Source organism: Mycobacterium sp. NPDC003449 (assembly GCF_053588415.1).
The window spans coordinates 28476-44441 of the sequence record NZ_JBSFPX010000036.1; the positions used below are offsets into that span (position 1 = coordinate 28476).

Consider the following 15966-nt stretch of genomic DNA (forward strand, 5'->3'; position numbering starts at 1 on the left):
CAGCCTTGGTCGCCTACGCGCTGTTCGCAATGGTTTGGTCGTTGTGGCACAACCCCAACCTCGACATCGCCTCGACGCGCCAGTACCTGTTCGCGCCTTCGATCCTGCACGGGGTCGCCGTCACGGTCGAGCTCACCGTCGTCGGCATGACCATCGGCATCGTCGGCGGTGTTCTGCTCGCAGTCATGCGGCTGTCCGAGAACCGCGTGTTGTCGGGTGTCGCGTGGGGCTACATCTGGTTCTTCCGCGGCACTCCACTACTCGTCCAGATCATCTTCTGGGGCTTTCTGGGCGCCCTCTACCCGAACCTGTTTCTCGGAATCCCGCTGACCGGCATCGTGTTCGGTTCCGTCCAGACGAACGCGGTTGTGGGCGCAGCCACGGCGGCGGTGCTGGCGCTAGCCACCAACGAGGCAGCGTACTGCGCCGAGTTGGTGCGTGCGGCGATCATCTCGGTCGACGGCGGGCAGCGTGAGGCGGCCATGTCGCTGGGCATGTCCTCCGCACGGCGGATGCGGTTCGTCGTCCTGCCCCAGGCCATGCGGGTGCTGATTCCGACCCTCGGCAACGAGGCGATCTCGATGCTCAAGATGACGGCCTTGGTCTCGGTCATCTCGGGTCGCGATCTGATGACCAGCGTCCAGCAGATCTACCAGCAGAATTTCAAGATTATGCCACTGCTGGCTGTGGCGTCGTTGTGGTATCTGGTGCTGACATCGGTGATGAGTATCGGCCAGCATTACCTGGAGCGTCACTTCAGCCGCGGGTTCGGCACCGCCGCCTCACCGGCCGCCAACCGGCGCGCGCGACGCCGCGCCACCGCCCGTGCCGACACCCCGCCAGACGTCGGCCGCGATGCGCGCGCGGAGCGCACCGAACCCGACGACACGACGATGGTGCGCGCCGAGCAGGTATGGAAGTGGTTCGGCGAAACAGACGTGCTGCAGGGCGTCGACCTCACGGTCCGGCTCCGGGAGACACTCGTGCTGCTCGGCCCATCGGGCAGCGGCAAATCGACCCTGCTGCGCTGCGTCAACGCTCTGGAGCGGCCCGATTCCGGCCTGCTTGAGGTGGACGGCCAGCGTGTGGGGCTGCGCGTCGACGGTGACCGGCCCCACGAGATGACCGAGGCCGAGCTGTGCAGGCAACGGGCCCGGATCGGCATGGTGTTCCAGCGGTTCAACCTGTTCCCGCATATGACCGCGCTGGAGAATGTGACGCTCGGACCGCGCCGCGTGCTCGGGATATCCCGCGAACAGGCCGAGGCCGAAGCCGTGCAGCTACTGACCCGGGTCGGCCTGCACGACAAGCTCGACACCTACCCGGCGCAGCTGTCGGGCGGACAGCAGCAGCGGGTGGCCATCGCACGGGCGCTGGCGATGAAGCCGCAGGTGATGCTCTTCGACGAACCGACATCGGCCCTGGACCCCGAACTGGTGGGCGAGGTGCTCGACGTCATGAAAAGCCTTGCCCGGCAAGGTATGACGATGATCGTGGCCACCCACGAGATCGGGTTTGCCAAAGAGGCCGCCGATACCGTCGCGATGCTCGACGGCGGCGTGATCATCGAGTCAGGGCCGCCCGGAGAGTGCCTGGTGGCGCCCAGGGAAGAACGCACCAAGGCCTTCCTGTCCAAAGTCCTCGGCTGAATCCCGTTCACCAGAGCAGCACTTTTCAGGAGGTCATCAACAGTGCCCGAGGTCATCGTCGTCGGCGCAGGCGTCACGGGGGCGTCCACAGCGTTTCACCTTGCCGAACGGGGTACGCGATCGGTCGCCGTGCTCGACGCCCGGCACGCCGGTGCAGGCATGAGCAGTCGTTCGTCAGCGCTGGTACGCATGCACTACACGTTCGAACCCGAGGTACGACTTGCGGTCGACAGCCTCGCCCATTTCCGCGAGTGGCCGGCACGGATGGGACGGCCGCCGGTGTTCCACGAGTGCGGTTTCGTCCGCATCGTGCCGCCCGACGAGGCGGACCTGCTGTGTAAGAACGTGCGGATGCAGCAGGAATGCGGAGCCGAGGCCGAGGTCATCACGGCCGAGGATGTCCTGCAGCTCGAACCGCGGTGGCGGGTCGACGATGTGGTGGCCGCCGCGTATGAACCCCGCGCCGGCTTCGGCGACGGCGCCGTGGTGGCGGGTGACTTTCTGTCCCGCGCGCGTGAGCTGGGCGTCGATTACCGCCCGAACACGCCCGTACGTTCACTGCTTCTCGGCGACGACGGTCGGGTCAGCGGGGTACGCACCGACGACGGCGCGATGACGGCCGACCTCGTCATCCTCGCCACCGGCGTCTGGACGCGACCCCTGCTCACCGAGATCGGCCTCGATCTGCCGATCGAGGCCGAGTATCACGAGGTGGCGGTCTTGCGGGACCCGCCCGAGGGGCGAGCCGCCCGCACCGCGTGCATCGACTCTGGCACGCGGACCTATTTCCGCCCGGAGTCGGCCGGTGGGCTGTTACTCGGCGATTTCATCGGGCCACGCGACGGGGTCGACCCCGACGATTTTCCGCAGGTACCCGGCGATCCGAGCATGCTCGAGATGATCGGGCGGGCCACTCGACGTGTTCCCGCGCTGGCAGAGGCGGGCATCTCCCGCGGGGTGACCGGCGTCTACGACATGTCCCCCGACGCCCGGCCGATGCTGGGGACGGTTGCCGGTATCGATGGTTTGCTCGTCGCGGCCGGTTTCTCCGGGATGGGCTTCAAGATCTGCCCTGCGGTCGGCCGCGCACTCGCCGAGTTGGCCACCGGCGAGTCCCAGACCATCGACATCTCCGCCTTCACGCCGGATCGGTTCGCCCAAGGCAAGCCGATCGTCCCGCGCCACGGCTACTCCGACGACTGATCCGGTACCGCTACCGAAGGCAGGCGCTCCGATAAGCTCCACCGGTAGGTACGTACGGGAGGACCGCAACAGGGATGTCGAATCCAACGGGACCGGACGAGAACAACACACCGGAGGCGGCGGACGAGCGAACCGAGCACATCGCGGTCGACCCGGAGAACGAACCGGCCACCGAGATCATCGGGTCGCCGACCGCGATCACCGAAGCTGCCGAACAGCCCCAGGAGCGTCGGTTCACCGCGCCGTCGGGGTTCGACGGATCCACGCAGAAGATCGACACCCCACCGGACCCCGAGACCGAGGTCTTCGCGCCGCCTTCGGATGAGACGGCAACCATGGCCGCTCCGAAAAACGTAGCGCCGAAAGTCATACCGGCCCGTGAGGACGCACCCCGCCAACCCGCCACCCCGGGCTCGCGGCGCAGCTGGGGCTGGGTGGTCGCCGTCGTGCTGGTCATCGCGGCCCTGGTGGCCGTCGCGATCCTCGGCACCATCCTGCTGACCCGCAAGTCTTCGTCGGCGGCGTCGCAGGAGGACGACGTCCGCGACACCATCCAGAACTTCGACGGCGCGATCCAGCGCGGTGACCTGTCCGCGCTGCGTTCGATCACCTGCGGCAGCACCCGCGACAACTACGTGAACTACGACCAGCGTGCCTGGGACGAAACCCACGCCAGGGTCTCGGCGGCCAAGCAGTATCCCGTGGTGTCCAGCATCGACCAGGTGGTGGTCAACGGCGACCACGCCGAGGCCAACGTGACGACCTTCATGGCCTTCGCCCCGCAAACCCGCTCGACTCGCAGTTTCGACCTGGAGTTCCGCGATGACCAGTGGAAGATCTGCCAGGCGCCGACCGGCTGAACCCTCACCGCGAGTGTGAAACCGGTGCGAGTTTTCGGCGGATTTCTCGCAGAGGATTCACACTCGCGGAACATCGCCGTCTTCGACGGTCACCCTGATGTCGGCCCAGCCCAACCGCGTCACCGCCTCGGCCTTGCGGATGTCGCGGTTGAACCGGCGCCGGTCGACCCGGTGCTGGTCGCCTTCGTAATCGGCAGCCACTTTCGCGTCCTCCCACCCCATGTCGAAAACCCCGATCAGCACCCCGTATTCGTCATGGACCGGAATCTGGGTTCGCGGCCGCGGAAAACCGGCACGGATCGCCAGGAGCCGTAACCTGGTTTCGCGTGGCGACTCGGCACCGGCGTCGACCAGATCCAGCACGGCCCGAGCATTTTTCAGACCGCGGCGGCCGCGGTAACGGTCGACGAGCAGTTCGACATCGGCGATCTTCAACCGGGTGGCGTTGGCAAGCGCGTCGACCAATTCCACCGCCTCGTCGAGGCGATATCGGCACGCCAGATCGAGCGCGGTACGCGCGGGTGTCGTCACCGGCATTCCCCGGACGACGGTGACCTCGTCGTCTTCGAACCGATCGGCCCAGGTTCGAATCCCTTTGGGCGAGTGACGGTTGCCGTAGATCAGCTCGGCACGGTGCCGTGGCGCGACCCACTTCGCACGATGCACCGCCGACGCCGACCGGCCCGCGATCACACCGCGCCGACCGGACCACAGCCAGGCGGCCTTCGCCGTCGCGGTCAGCTCGGCGCCCGAAGCCAGGTACACGCCCGGATAGATCGCGACGTACCTGCCGCGAGGCTGATACGGCGTCAACGCGCCGGAGGCGATGGCCTCGCGACCGATGAAAGGCTCCCCCATGTGTGGAGTGTGCGCCGGCCACCGACAGTTTCACGAGTGTGAATCCTGTGCGATAAATCGGCCGATTTATCGCAGACGATTCACACTCGCGGACCTCAGCCGGCCGTAACGCTCCGGCCCGCGCTGTGCAGGTCGTTGCACGCCTCGACCACCCGCTCCGACATCGACGCTTCGGCCTTCTTCAGGTAACTGCGCGGATCGTAGGCCTTCTTGTTGCCGACTTCCCCGTCGATCTTGAGCACGCCGTCGTAATTGCTGAACATATGCGCCGCGAGCGGCCTGGTGAACGCGTACTGGGTGTCGGTGTCGACGTTCATCTTGACCACGCCGTATTTGAGCGAATCCTCGATCTCGGACTTCAACGAACCCGATCCGCCGTGGAACACGAAGTCGAACGGCTTAGATCCGTCGGGCACTCCCAGCTTGGCAGCGGCCACCCGCTGCCCCTCGGCCAGCACCTCGGGTTTGAGCACCACGTTTCCCGGCTTGTACACGCCGTGCACATTGCCGAATGTCGCGGCCAGCAGGTACTTCCCGTGCTCACCGGCACCGAGCGCATCGATGGTCTTCTCGAAATCCTCCGAGGAGGTGTACAGCTTCTCGTTGATCTCGGCCTCGACGCCGTCCTCCTCGCCGCCGACGACGCCGATCTCGACCTCCAGGATGATCTTGGCGGCCGCGGCCTGCTTGAGCAGCTCCTGTGCGATCGCGAGATTCTCGTCGATCGGCACCGCCGACCCGTCCCACATATGCGACTGGAACAGCGGATTGCGGCCCGCGCGCACCCTTTCGGCGGATACCGCGAGCAGCGGCCGTACGTAGGCGTCCAGCTTGTCCTTCGGACAGTGATCGGTGTGCAAGGCGACCGTGACCGGGTACTTCTCGGCGACCACATGCGCGAACTCGGCCAGGGCCACCGCCCCGGTCACCATGTCCTTGACGCCGAGCCCCGAGCCGAACTCCGCCCCGCCGGTCGAGAACTGGATGATGCCGTCGGACCCGGCGTCGGCGAAGCCTTTGATGGCGGCGTTGATGCTCTCCGACCCGACACAGTTGATCGCCGGGAACGCGAAGGAATGTTCTTTGGCCCGGCCCAGCATCTCGGCGTAGACCTCGGGCGTGGCGATGGGCATCAGATGGTCCTTCCAGTCCGTGCAGACGCGGATTATCGCAGGTACAAGCCGGTGATGCGACCCAGGTACCCTGGGGAATCGTGATCGACACCGCCCTTCCAGAGGTTACGACCAATCTGGCCCTGATGCCCGATTTCATGGATCCGATCAACCTGATCGGATACTTCGGCACCTGGGCCCTGGTGGGCATCCTGGTCGTCGTCTTCGTCGAGTCGGGCGTGCTGTTCCCGATCCTTCCCGGCGACACCCTGCTGTTCGTGGGCGGCATGCTGGCCGCCGGGACCGCCGCGGCCGGCCAGGCCGACTTCCAGCTGTGGCAGCTGCTGGTGTTCATCCCGATCGCCGCGATCCTGGGCGGGCAGGTCGGGTACGTCATCGGCCGGTATGTGGGCACCGCGATGTTCAAGCCCAACGCCAAGGTGCTCAAGCAGCGCTACCTCGACGAGGCCCACTCGTTCTTCGAGGAACGCGGACCGTTCGCGATCGTGATCGCCCGCTTCGTACCGATCGTGCGGACCCTGGCGCCGATCACCGCGGGCGCGGCCCAGATGCGCTACAGCGTCTTCACCCTCTTCAACGTCATCGGCGCGGTCATCTGGGGCGTCGGCCTGCCCCTGCTGGGCTACGGGCTGGGCCAGTTCGAGATCGTCCAGAAGCTGCTCGAACCGATCTTCATCCTGATCGCGGTCGCGTCGGTGACCCCGATGATCATCGAGTGGTACCGACGGCGGCGGGCCGGTAAGCGGGCCGCCGAGGAAGCCTCCTGACCGGCCCCTGCGCTCACCTCGCCGGCAGCTCCTGACGCTCGCCCAGCTCATGGTGGATCCGGCCGCCGATCTCGGCCAGCGGGCGTCCGGCACCACCCCACCTGCGGGCGATGATCTCCGCGGCGATCGACACCGCGGTCTCCTCGGGGGTTCGGCCGCCCAGGTCGAGCCCGATCGGGCTGGACAGCCCGGCCAGCTCGGCCTCGGTCAGCCCGGCTTCCCGCAGACGCGTCATCCGGTCCTCGTGGGTGCGCCGCGACCCCATGGCCCCGATGTAGGCGGGCCTGGCGTGCTCGGGCAGCCGCAGCGCCACCTCCAGCAGCGGAACGTCGAATTTCGGGTCATGGGTCAGCACGCAGATCACCGTGCGGGTGTCGATCTCGCCGGCCTGCAGCTGCGCCGCCAGAAACCGATGCGGCCAGTCCACCACCACCTCGTCGGCCGTCGGGAACCGGGCCGGCGTGGCGAACAGCGGGCGGGCATCGCACACGGTGACGCGGTAACCGAGGAAGGTGCCCTGCTGGGCGACGGCCGCGGCGAAGTCGATCGCACCGAACACCAGCATTCGGGGCCTCGGGGCGTGACTGGCGACGAACACCTCCATGCCCTCGCCGCGGCGCTGACCGTCCGGACCATAGGTCAGGACTTCGGTGCGCCCCGCCGCCAACAGCCCGCGGGCATCGTCGGTGATGGCCGCGTCGGCGCGCAGCGAACCCAGGGAACCCTCGACGGGGCCGTCCGCGGTGTCGCGGCGCACCACTAGCCGCCGGCCGACCCAGGCCGCGTCCGGATGGGCGATGACCGTGGCGACCGCGACGGGGCGGTGCGCTTCGATATCGTCGGCGATGGCACTCAGCTGACGAAACGTGTTCTGCGACACCGGTTCCACGAACACGTCGAGGATGCCGCCGCAGGTGAGCCCCACCTCGAACGCGTCGTCGTCACTGACTCCGTAACGCTGCAGTACCGGGGTGCCCGTGCCCATCACCTCGGTCGCCAGGTCATAGACCGCCCCCTCGACGCAGCCACCCGACACCGACCCGGTGACGGTTCCGTCGGCGGCGACGACCATCGCCGCACCCGCCGGTCGCGGGGCCGACCGAAAGGTGCGCACCACGGTGCCGACGCCCGCGGTCTGGCCCGCCCGCCACAGCGCTAACAACGTGCTCAGCACATCCCTCACGCACTCCAATCTAGAGTGGCGGAGCGACGCCCGCGCAACCCCTGGCGTTTTCGGAGGGGCTAACCCAGATTGAGCGTGGCGGCCAGTTCGCGAAGCGCGGGCCGCGGATCGGCGGTCGGGCCGTCGCCGAGCACCTGCACCACCACATGGTCGGCGCCGGCGTCCAGATGCGCCGTCACCGCAGCCGCGGCGGTCTCGGCCGACCCCAGTCCGACCACGGCCCTGGCCAGCCGCTCGGAGCCGCCGCGCACCAGATCGGATTCGTCGAAGCCCTGCCGCAGCCACGAGTTCCGGTAGTTCGGCAACCCGCTGTACACCTCGAGGTGGCTGTGGGCCCGGCGCAGCTGGTCGGCGTCATCGGATCCGATCGCCACCGCCTGCTCGGAGACGATCCACTTCCCGTCACCCAGGATCTCGCGGGTGGCGCGGGTCTGCTGCGGGGTCACCAGGTACGGATGGGCTCCGTCGGCGTGGCTGCCCGACAACTCGATCATCTTGGGCCCCAGCGCGGCCAGCAACCGGGGTGGGCGGCCCACACCCGGTTCGATCTGCTCGGGCACCGCGGCCATCCGGTCCAGATAATCGCGCATGGTGGCCAACGGTTTTCGATATGCGCCGCCGAGGGCGTGTTCGACCAGGGGCGCGTGGCTGACCCCGAGGCCGAGGACGAATCGTCCCGGATACAACGCGGTCAGGGTGCGGGCCCCGGTCTCGGCCGCACTCGGCACCCGGACGTGGATGTTGGCGATCCCGGTCCCGACCACCAGGCGCCGGGTGGCGGCCAGGAACGCCGCCGACTGGGTCAGGCACTCCTTGCCGCTGACCTCAGGGAGGAACAGCGAGCCGAAGCCCAGCTCCTCGATCTCGGCGGCCACCTCCTGCGCATCCGGCATGGCCCAGGTCTCGCTGGCCCACCACACCCCGATCCGCGCGGGAAAGTCGATCCTCGCCCGTTCCGACACCTGCTACTCCTCCGTGTTCCCGGCCAGCGTGTGCGCGGCCTCCATCAACATCCAGCCCGACAGCTGCACCGACAGGTCCCGCTCCGGGATCGCCGACGCGTTGACCGCCCCCTCGACGAACTCGGCGTCCTTGCCGCCCGCGGTCGGCACCTCGGCACTGCGGTCCCAGAACGCCCCGAACAGCGGCAACCCGTCCACGGTCTGGCGGTAGTCCCAGGCCGACTCCGCGGACTTGAGCACCAGCGACTTCGCGGTGTCGCGGGCCGCGACGTCCTCGGCCGAGTCGCCGGGCAGCGTGGTGGCGACCAGGGCCAGGTAACGCGCCAGGATGCTGTTGAACAGGCCGCCGTCACCGCCACCCGCGCCCTTGATCACGCCGTCGGTGGTCATCTCCTTGGCGACCGCGGCCACCAGCCGGCGAGCCCGCTCCGAATGCCGGGCGTCGCCGGTGCGCACCGCGAGTTCGGCCTCCAGCCCGAGCACCACGCCCTGGCAGTAGGTGTACTGCGCACGCACCATCGAGCCGGCCTTGATGCCGTCGAACACCAGGTGGGTGTCCGGGTCGATCAGCGTGTCGTCGATCCAGTCCGCCATCTGCTGGGCGCGGCGCAGTCGGTCGTCGTAGCGGGCCAGGAAGATGCCCGCCGGACCGTTGGCCGGGGCGTTGAAGAACTGGTCCTGTTTACGCCACGGGATGCCGCCGCCGTCCTCGGGCACCCAGGCCTTGATGAACTGGTCGCACAGCTTCTTCAGCGCGCCGGGCTTCTCGACGCCGGCCAGCCGGCCCGCGCGTTCCAGGGCCAGCGCCAGCCACGCCATGTCGTCGTAGTAGTCGTTGGTCCATCCGGTGTTGCGCAGCCAATGCGCCCGGATCTGGCGTTCGATGCCGATCTTGCGTTCCGGCTGCGGGTCGCGAACCTGGGCGTCGATCAGGCAGTCCAGGAGATGGGCCTGCCACCAGTAGTGCCAGGTACCGAAGTTGCGGTATTTCTTGGTGGACGGCCAGGCCACGACGGCGAGTTGGGTTCCCGGCAGGTACCAGAGTTTGGACAGATGTCGTTGGGTGATCGCAGCTTCGGCGCTGGCCGCTCGATTGGCCCATAGCTGATCCATGCTCATGATCCTGCCTTACCATGCGCGCGAAATGTCGGCATGTCGGGTGATCCAGGCGTGCATGGCGATGCCGGCGGCAACCCCCGCGTTGATGCTGCGGGTCGACCCGAACTGCGCGATCGACACGGTCAGCGCCGCACCGGCCTGCGCCTCGGGGGTGATTCCCGGCCCCTCCTGGCCGAATACCAGCAGGCAGTCACGCGGAAGCTCGGTCTGCTCCAGGCGTTGGGCGCCGGGGACGTTGTCCACCGCGACCACCGTCAACCCGGCCCCCGCCGCGAAATCGAGCAACTGCGCGGTGTCGTCGTGATGGCACAACCGCTGGTAACGATCGGTGACCATGGCGCCGCGCCGGTTCCAGCGCCGTCGCCCGACGATGTGCACGGTGTCGACGGCGAAGGCGTTCGCGGTGCGCACCACCGCGCCGATGTTCGCGTCGTTGCCGAAGTTCTCGATGGCGATGTGCAGCGCGTGCCTGCGCCGGTCGATGTCGGCGATGATCGCCTCGCGCGTCCAATAGCGGTATGCGTCAACCACATTGCGGGTGTCGCCGGCGTCGAGCAGCTCTGGATCGTATCGAGTGTCGTGCGGTGGCGGGCCGGTCCACGGGCCGACCCCAGGCGCTTCGCCCCATTCGGTGGGGCCCGCAGCGTCAGCCACCGGAGGTCCACAGTGCGGCGTGGGTGCCGATCACCGACACCGACGCGTACAGCAGCGCGGCGTTGATCTCACCCTGGGTGCACAGCGAGGCCCGCAGGTTGATCGCGTCGCGGGACGCGTCCGGCATCACCAGCACCGACGAGCCGTACACCGAACACGCCTGGCTGAGTCCCGGCGGCGGCAGGGTCGGGGCGGCCACAACCATCAGCGGGCCGCCGCGATTCGCCGCGTCGTCGCGGTAACGGGCCGCCAGGCCGTCGATTTCGAGCCCCAGCAGCATATAGCCGTTGCCGGTGAACGCCCCGGGATCGCCCAGCGCGGTCGGCGCCAACTGCGCGCCGTCGGCGGTGAATCCGTCCACGCTGGTGGTCTTGACGGTGACGCCGGTGTCGGTGACGTTGGTGGGCAGCACGCCGACCGGGAACGCCGCCGCGTAGGCCACCGTCGAGCCGGCGATCCGGTCCCGCGGCGAATACGCGTAGACCCCACGCACCTGGCTCTGATCCCGCAGCGGTCCCAAACACACTGTGCCGCCGAGCTTGTCGGGGGCCTTCGCCGAAAGCGGCTGGACCGCCAGGCTGGTCACACCGGTGTTGCACCCGCCGAGCGCATTGGCCTCGATCGGGTGGGCCAGCGCGCCGTACAGGCCGAACCGGATGTCCTCGGGCTTGGCACGTGCATCGCCGGCCGCCGAGGCATCGACGTCGACCAGCACGTACTCGGCCTCGAACCGCAGGTTGGATACCGTGATGTGCCAGCCGAGCGCGTCCAGCGACTGGCCAAGCGATGTGGTGAGTGCCTCGTAGGTGCGCTGCGGTGCGTCGTCCGACGAGCAGGCGGTGGTGGTCGCGGTGACGAGGAAAATCACCGCCGCCACCGCCGAGATCAGCGCCCGCACCGGCGCTGGGATTGGATTTCAGGTTCTGTCACGGGCCTTCCCTACCATTTTCGTCATGGCGCGCACCAGGTTCCGCGGGATCATCCGACCCCCGGTGGTCAGCGCCTTGTATTGCAGACCCGGAACGATGACGACCTTGTCCTTGGCCACGTCGGCCAGGCACTCGCGCACCACGTCCTCGACCTCCAGCCACAGGATGGACGGGGTACCCGCCATGTCGATCCCGGCGCGGGCGTGGAACTCGGTGTGCACGAAGCCCGGGCACAGCGCGTGTACGCCGACGCCGGTTCCGATCAGGCCGTTGGCCAGGCCCTCGGTGAAGGAGATCACCCACGCCTTGGAGGCCGAATACGTCGAGCCGCGCCCCGGCAGCAGGCCCGCCACGCTGGCCACGTTGATCACGGTGCCCGCACCGGCCTCCAACATGGCGGGCAGCGCGGCGTGGGTCAGCTCCATCACGGCCGTCACGTTGACGTCCAATTGGGCCCGCAGCTGGGAGAACTCGGCGGTCCAGAACTCACCCGAGGTGGCGAACCCGGCGTTGTTGACCAGCACCCGCACGCCGGTGCGCAGCCGGTCGGCGACCTCGGCGCGGCCCGCGGCGAGGGCCAGATCCGCCGAGATGACCTCGACGTCCACCCCGGCCTGATGCCGCAGTTCGCCTGCGAGTTGTTCGAGCCGCGCGGTATCGCGTGCGACGAGCACGAGGTCATGGCCTTCCAGCGCGTAACGCCTGGCGAATCCGGTGCCGAGCCCCGACGTCGGTCCGGTGATCAGCGCGACGGGGCGTGGCATGCCCTAGAGGGTACTTACCTCCGGGTGCCCGCTCAGCGCTGGTAGTGCGCGGCCTGACGCCCGTTGCGGGCCGGTGGTGGCGGGCGACGGAGTGAATCCGACCGCGGCTCCGGACGCTGCTGGGTGTAGCGGCTCACGTCGCCGCGTCCCGGTGCCGCATCGGCACGTCCCGGCGGCAGCTCCCGGCGACCGGCCGGTGCCGGCGCCAGCGGACGGCTGGGCGACCCGGAGCGGCGCGCGATCGCGGACTGGCTGGCCGGCCCGGACGCGGTGGCGGCACCGTTCTGCGGTACCGGCGGCAGCACCCGCAACAGATCGTTGAACTGACGCACCGTGCGCAGCCCCTCGTCCCACTGGGCGCGGGTACTGGTGACCGGCATGCTGACCAGCGTCCAGTGCTGTTCGTTCCACATGATCTCGGCGCAGTCCGGCGCGGTGTGGGCGAACGTCACCATCCGGCGGTCGCAGGCGCGACGGGCGGCGTCGAGGTTGGTCGAGTACACCATCCGGGGGCCGATCGCGCCGAGCAGCCAGATGTCGTTCTCCCTGGGCTCCTTGATGCCTTTGAGCCTCAGGTCGACGACCACGTTGGTGCCGACCTTGCGGTGCAGCGCGATGACCGTGGCGACCTCGTCGATGTCGAAGATGAACACCGCCTCGCCACGGATCTGGCCGAGTACGACGTTCTTGGCCGCGACGTCGCCGACGGTCGACATCACCCCGCGCTTCCAGCGCTTGAGGATCTCGTCCGACTCGTGTTCGTAGTCGAAACCATGCGACTTCGCCCACGATTTGCGGCGCCGTCCCAGCCCGCGTCGACGGTCGATGTCGACATACAGAAGTACCGCCGCACCCACGAAACAGAGTGCGGACAGCGTGAACCAGAGCGGGACCATCGGGCATAGCCTACTTGCTGGCAGCGCAATTGCCTCCACTCTGGGAGATCACAACCCGGTTACTGGTGATCAGGACCGCTCTGACCGGGACTGCTCGAGGTAGGTCACGATCGCGTTCGTCAGTCCGCGACGCGCCATGTCCAGGTCGGAGTAGGTTCCGAGCTGCCGCTCGGAGGTGATTCCGCGCATCGCTCCGGGGATGAACGACGCGATCTCGGCCACCCGCTCGGGGTCCACGCCGAGGCCGGCAAACGCTTGCTGGCAGGTCTGCAGCCAGCCCTGCCCCCAGGAAAAGAGCTCGGCGGCGGTCTTGGGAAAGTTGCGTTCGAGTTCGGCGCGGTCCCGCGGCAGCGCGGCCCGCAGGTTTTCGATCGCGCGGGAATCGCTGGCGGTCAGACCCTGGTAGAGCAGGTCGATGATGCCGGCGACACGCTGCCGCAGCGGCGCGGTGACATCGGGGCTGCCGAGCACGCCGGCGCGGCGTTCCGCGGTGCGGTGCAGCACCGCGGCCCAGAATCCGTCGATATCGCCGAACTGGTACTTGACGGCTCCCCAGGTGGCGCCGATCTCCTTGGCGATCCGATTCGCCGACACCGCGCCGGGGTCGCCGGTGGCGAGCGCCGTGATGGCGGCCTCCAACATGTTGTCCCGGGTCGCGAGGCCCCGGCGGTTGGTCCGCCGCGTGCCGGCCTCGGTCTGGGTCATTCCCGAGAGGTTACCCCCAGTTTCACAGAACCCTCTTCCAAAGTTTCACAGATGCTCCTACGATTCGGGTCATGGCCAAACCCCCGTTGTCGATGAAACCGACGGGCTGGTTCCAGGTGGCCTGGTCCGACCAGGTCGGAATCGGTGACGTGCACGCGATGAAGTACTTCGGCGAGGAGATGGTCGCCTGGCGGTCCGAGTCCGGCCAGGTGACGGTCATGAACGCCTACTGCGAACACCTCGGCGCCCACCTCGGATTCGGTGGCCACGTCGTCGGCGAGGTCATCCAATGCCCGTTCCACGGCTGGCAGTGGAACGCCGAGGGCCGCAACGTCTGCATCCCCTACCAGGACCGCCCCAACCGCGGCCGCCGGATGCGGACCTATCCCGTGGCCGAACGCAACGAGGCCGTCTACATCTGGCACGACATCGAGGGCCGGGAACCGTTCTTCGAGGCACCCGATGTGTTCGCATCCTTCGCCGACGGCCGCAGCGCCGCCGACTACTACCCGCAGCAGCGGCTGTTCCGTTCGGGATTGGAGCTGCATCCGCAGTACGTGCTGGAGAACGGGGTCGACTTCGCGCATTTCAAATTCGTGCACCAGACCCCGATCGTGCCGGTGTTCACCCGCCACGATTTCGCCGAACCGGTCTCCTATGTGGACTTCACCATCACGTTCGAGGGCGACGATCGGCAGTCGATCGACGAGGTGCGCAGCGGTGTCGAGGCGATCAACGGCGGACTGGGCATCGCGGTGACCAAGAGCTGGGGGATGATCGACAACCGGACCATCTCGGCCGTCACCCCCGTCGACGAGTCGACCTCCGACGTGCGGTTCATGGTCTACATCGGCCGGACCCCGGGGAAAGAGTCTGATCGGGCGGCCCAGCGCGCCACCGAGTTCGGTGACGAGGTGATCCGCCAGTTCACCCAGGACATCCACATCTGGTCGCATCAGCGTTACTCCGATCCCCCGGCCCTGGCGACCGCCGAATACGAGGGCTTCACCGCGATCCGCAAGTGGGCCATGCAGTTCTACGTCGACGGCCGTGGCGGCAGCGCCGCGGACCTGGCCGCGTCCAACCAGAAGGGCTGAGCACTGTGACTTCGAAGATCCGGGTATTCCAGGTCGCGACCGGCAACGTCGGCACCGAGATGATCAAACGCCTGCAGCCGCGACCCGACCTCGAACTGGTCGGATTACATTGCTACACGCCGGAAAAGGTCGGCCGGGACGCCGGCGAGCTGGCCGGGATCGATCCGGTCGGGGTGACCGCGACCGGCACGGTCGACGAGATCATCGCGGCCCGTCCCGACGTGTTGACGTTTCACGGCGTCTTTCCCGATGAGGACCTCTACGTGAAAGTCCTTGAGGCCGGGATCAACATCGTCACCACCGCCGACTGGATCACCGGCTGGCACCGCGACACCAATCATCCCCACCCGTCCGGAAAGCCGGTGTCGCAGCTGCTCGCCGAGGCGTGCGAAAAGGGTGGTTCTACGTTCTACGGCACCGGCATGAACCCGGGCCTCAACCAGATCCTCGGCGTGGTCTGCTCGGCCGACGTGGCCGACATCGAGAACGTCACCACGATCGAATCCGTCGACGTGTCATGCCATCACAGCCGCGACACCTGGATCGAGGTGGGCTACGGCCTGCCGGTCGACGATCCCTCGATCCCGGGCAAGCTGGAGAAATACACCCGGGTGTTCGCCGACAGTGTGCTGATGATGGCCGACTGCTTCGGGCTCGAACTCGACGAGGTGAAGTTCAGCTACGAGCTGGGGGCGTGTACCAAGGATGTCGACCTGGGCTGGTACCGGCTACCCAAGGGTTCGCTGGGCGGCAACTACATCCGTTACCAGGGCATGGTCGGCGGGGTTCCTCGGGTCGAGACCCACCTGGAATGGCAGATGACCCCGCACACCGATCCGAGCTGGGATATCAAGGGCTGCTACATCACCCAGATCAAGGGCGATCCGTGTGTCTACAACAAGCACATGATCTTCCCCAAACCCGGTGTGGACCTGTCGGACCCGGCGTCGTTCGCCTCGATCGGCATGACCGTGACCGGGTTGCCCGCGCTCAACGCGATCAAGTCGGTCGTCGCGGCCCCGCCGGGGTTGTTGACGAGCGCCGACGTCCCACTGCGCGGCTTCGCCGGCCGGTTCCGGCTCTAGCGCGAGCAGACACAAAACTGCCCAATTCCCGTGTGTTGAGAATGTCGACCGACACCACCACCGCCGGGCGATGAAAGGCTGGCCCGTCTCCGATTGGCTGGC

Annotated in this window: 16 protein-coding genes; 6 read left to right on the forward strand and 10 right to left on the reverse strand. The window is 67.8% G+C overall.

From position 1 onward, the window contains the following. Positions 1 to 29 precede the first annotated feature (29 nt). The 3 genes from ACWDTP_RS12485 to ACWDTP_RS12495 all read left to right on the forward strand — a co-directional run bounded on the left by ACWDTP_RS12485 (position 30) and on the right by ACWDTP_RS12495 (position 3712). Complete coding sequence (locus tag ACWDTP_RS12485) at positions 30 to 1649, forward strand: amino acid ABC transporter permease/ATP-binding protein (protein WP_450020011.1); 1620 nt, start codon at positions 30 to 32, stop codon at positions 1647 to 1649. A gap of 42 nt (positions 1650 to 1691) precedes the next feature. Next, positions 1692 to 2852, forward strand: a complete 1161-nt coding sequence (locus tag ACWDTP_RS12490) for an NAD(P)/FAD-dependent oxidoreductase (RefSeq protein ID WP_450020013.1) — start codon at positions 1692 to 1694, stop codon at positions 2850 to 2852. A 74-nt stretch (positions 2853 to 2926) separates the two neighbouring features. Then, positions 2927 to 3712 (forward strand): Rv0361 family membrane protein, encoded by a 786-nt coding sequence (locus ACWDTP_RS12495; RefSeq protein ID WP_450020015.1) that lies wholly within the window; start codon positions 2927 to 2929, stop codon positions 3710 to 3712. 57 nt (positions 3713 to 3769) lie between these two features. Here the strand turns inward: ACWDTP_RS12495 and ACWDTP_RS12500 are convergent, their stop codons facing one another. Together ACWDTP_RS12500 and fbaA are read right to left on the reverse strand one after the other, a co-directional pair. Further along, positions 3770 to 4570: a hypothetical protein gene (locus ACWDTP_RS12500; RefSeq protein WP_450020017.1), complete on the reverse strand. Its 801-nt coding sequence runs from the start codon at positions 4568 to 4570 to the stop codon at positions 3770 to 3772. Between the two features lie 95 nt (positions 4571 to 4665). Beyond that, on the reverse strand, positions 4666 to 5703 hold the full coding sequence (gene fbaA, locus ACWDTP_RS12505; protein ID WP_450020019.1) for a class II fructose-bisphosphate aldolase: 1038 nt from the start codon (positions 5701 to 5703) through the stop codon (positions 4666 to 4668). A gap of 80 nt (positions 5704 to 5783) precedes the next feature. On the opposite strand from fbaA, the gene ACWDTP_RS12510 reads away from it, so the two are divergent. Continuing rightward, positions 5784 to 6470 (forward strand): VTT domain-containing protein, encoded by a 687-nt coding sequence (locus ACWDTP_RS12510; protein WP_450020021.1) that lies wholly within the window; start codon positions 5784 to 5786, stop codon positions 6468 to 6470. Between the two features lie 13 nt (positions 6471 to 6483). On the opposite strand, the gene ACWDTP_RS12515 is transcribed toward ACWDTP_RS12510, so the two are convergent. From ACWDTP_RS12515 to ACWDTP_RS12550, 8 genes are all read right to left on the reverse strand, one after another. After that, complete coding sequence (locus ACWDTP_RS12515; RefSeq protein ID WP_450020023.1) at positions 6484 to 7653, reverse strand: XdhC family protein; 1170 nt, start codon at positions 7651 to 7653, stop codon at positions 6484 to 6486. Positions 7654 to 7712: 59 nt separating this feature from the next. Continuing rightward, the gene (locus ACWDTP_RS12520) at positions 7713 to 8615 is read right to left on the reverse strand and encodes an LLM class F420-dependent oxidoreductase (RefSeq protein ID WP_450020025.1); all 903 of its coding nucleotides are present in this window, start codon (positions 8613 to 8615) and stop codon (positions 7713 to 7715) included. Positions 8616 to 8618: 3 nt separating this feature from the next. Beyond that, positions 8619 to 9728 carry a glycoside hydrolase family 76 protein gene (locus tag ACWDTP_RS12525; protein ID WP_450020027.1) on the reverse strand — a complete coding sequence of 370 codons (1110 nt, stop codon included), beginning with the start codon at positions 9726 to 9728 and terminating at the stop codon, positions 8619 to 8621. A 15-nt stretch (positions 9729 to 9743) separates the two neighbouring features. Beyond that, complete coding sequence (locus tag ACWDTP_RS12530) at positions 9744 to 10388, reverse strand: TrmH family RNA methyltransferase (protein ID WP_450020029.1); 645 nt, start codon at positions 10386 to 10388, stop codon at positions 9744 to 9746. Further along, positions 10381 to 11286 carry a hypothetical protein gene (locus ACWDTP_RS12535; RefSeq protein ID WP_450020031.1) on the reverse strand — a complete coding sequence of 302 codons (906 nt, stop codon included), beginning with the start codon at positions 11284 to 11286 and terminating at the stop codon, positions 10381 to 10383. The genes ACWDTP_RS12530 and ACWDTP_RS12535 overlap by 8 nt, the downstream gene beginning before the upstream one ends. 18 nt (positions 11287 to 11304) lie before the next feature. Beyond that, positions 11305 to 12081: an SDR family NAD(P)-dependent oxidoreductase gene (locus ACWDTP_RS12540; protein WP_450020033.1), complete on the reverse strand. Its 777-nt coding sequence runs from the start codon at positions 12079 to 12081 to the stop codon at positions 11305 to 11307. Between the two features lie 32 nt (positions 12082 to 12113). After that, a complete protein-coding gene (ttfA, locus tag ACWDTP_RS12545) occupies positions 12114 to 12977 on the reverse strand; it encodes a trehalose monomycolate transport factor TtfA (protein ID WP_450020035.1) in 864 nt (287 codons plus the stop codon). 69 nt (positions 12978 to 13046) lie between these two features. Next, positions 13047 to 13682, reverse strand: a complete 636-nt coding sequence (locus ACWDTP_RS12550) for a TetR/AcrR family transcriptional regulator (protein ID WP_450020037.1) — start codon at positions 13680 to 13682, stop codon at positions 13047 to 13049. A 71-nt stretch (positions 13683 to 13753) separates the two neighbouring features. Here ACWDTP_RS12550 and ACWDTP_RS12555 point away from each other — a divergent pair, with 71 nt between their 5' ends. Then, a complete protein-coding gene (locus ACWDTP_RS12555) occupies positions 13754 to 14779 on the forward strand; it encodes a Rieske 2Fe-2S domain-containing protein (protein WP_450020039.1) in 1026 nt (341 codons plus the stop codon). Positions 14780 to 14784: 5 nt separating this feature from the next. After that, the gene (locus tag ACWDTP_RS12560; protein WP_450020041.1) at positions 14785 to 15864 is read left to right on the forward strand and encodes an NAD(P)H-dependent amine dehydrogenase family protein; all 1080 of its coding nucleotides are present in this window, start codon (positions 14785 to 14787) and stop codon (positions 15862 to 15864) included. The last annotated feature ends 102 nt before the right edge of the window (positions 15865 to 15966 follow it).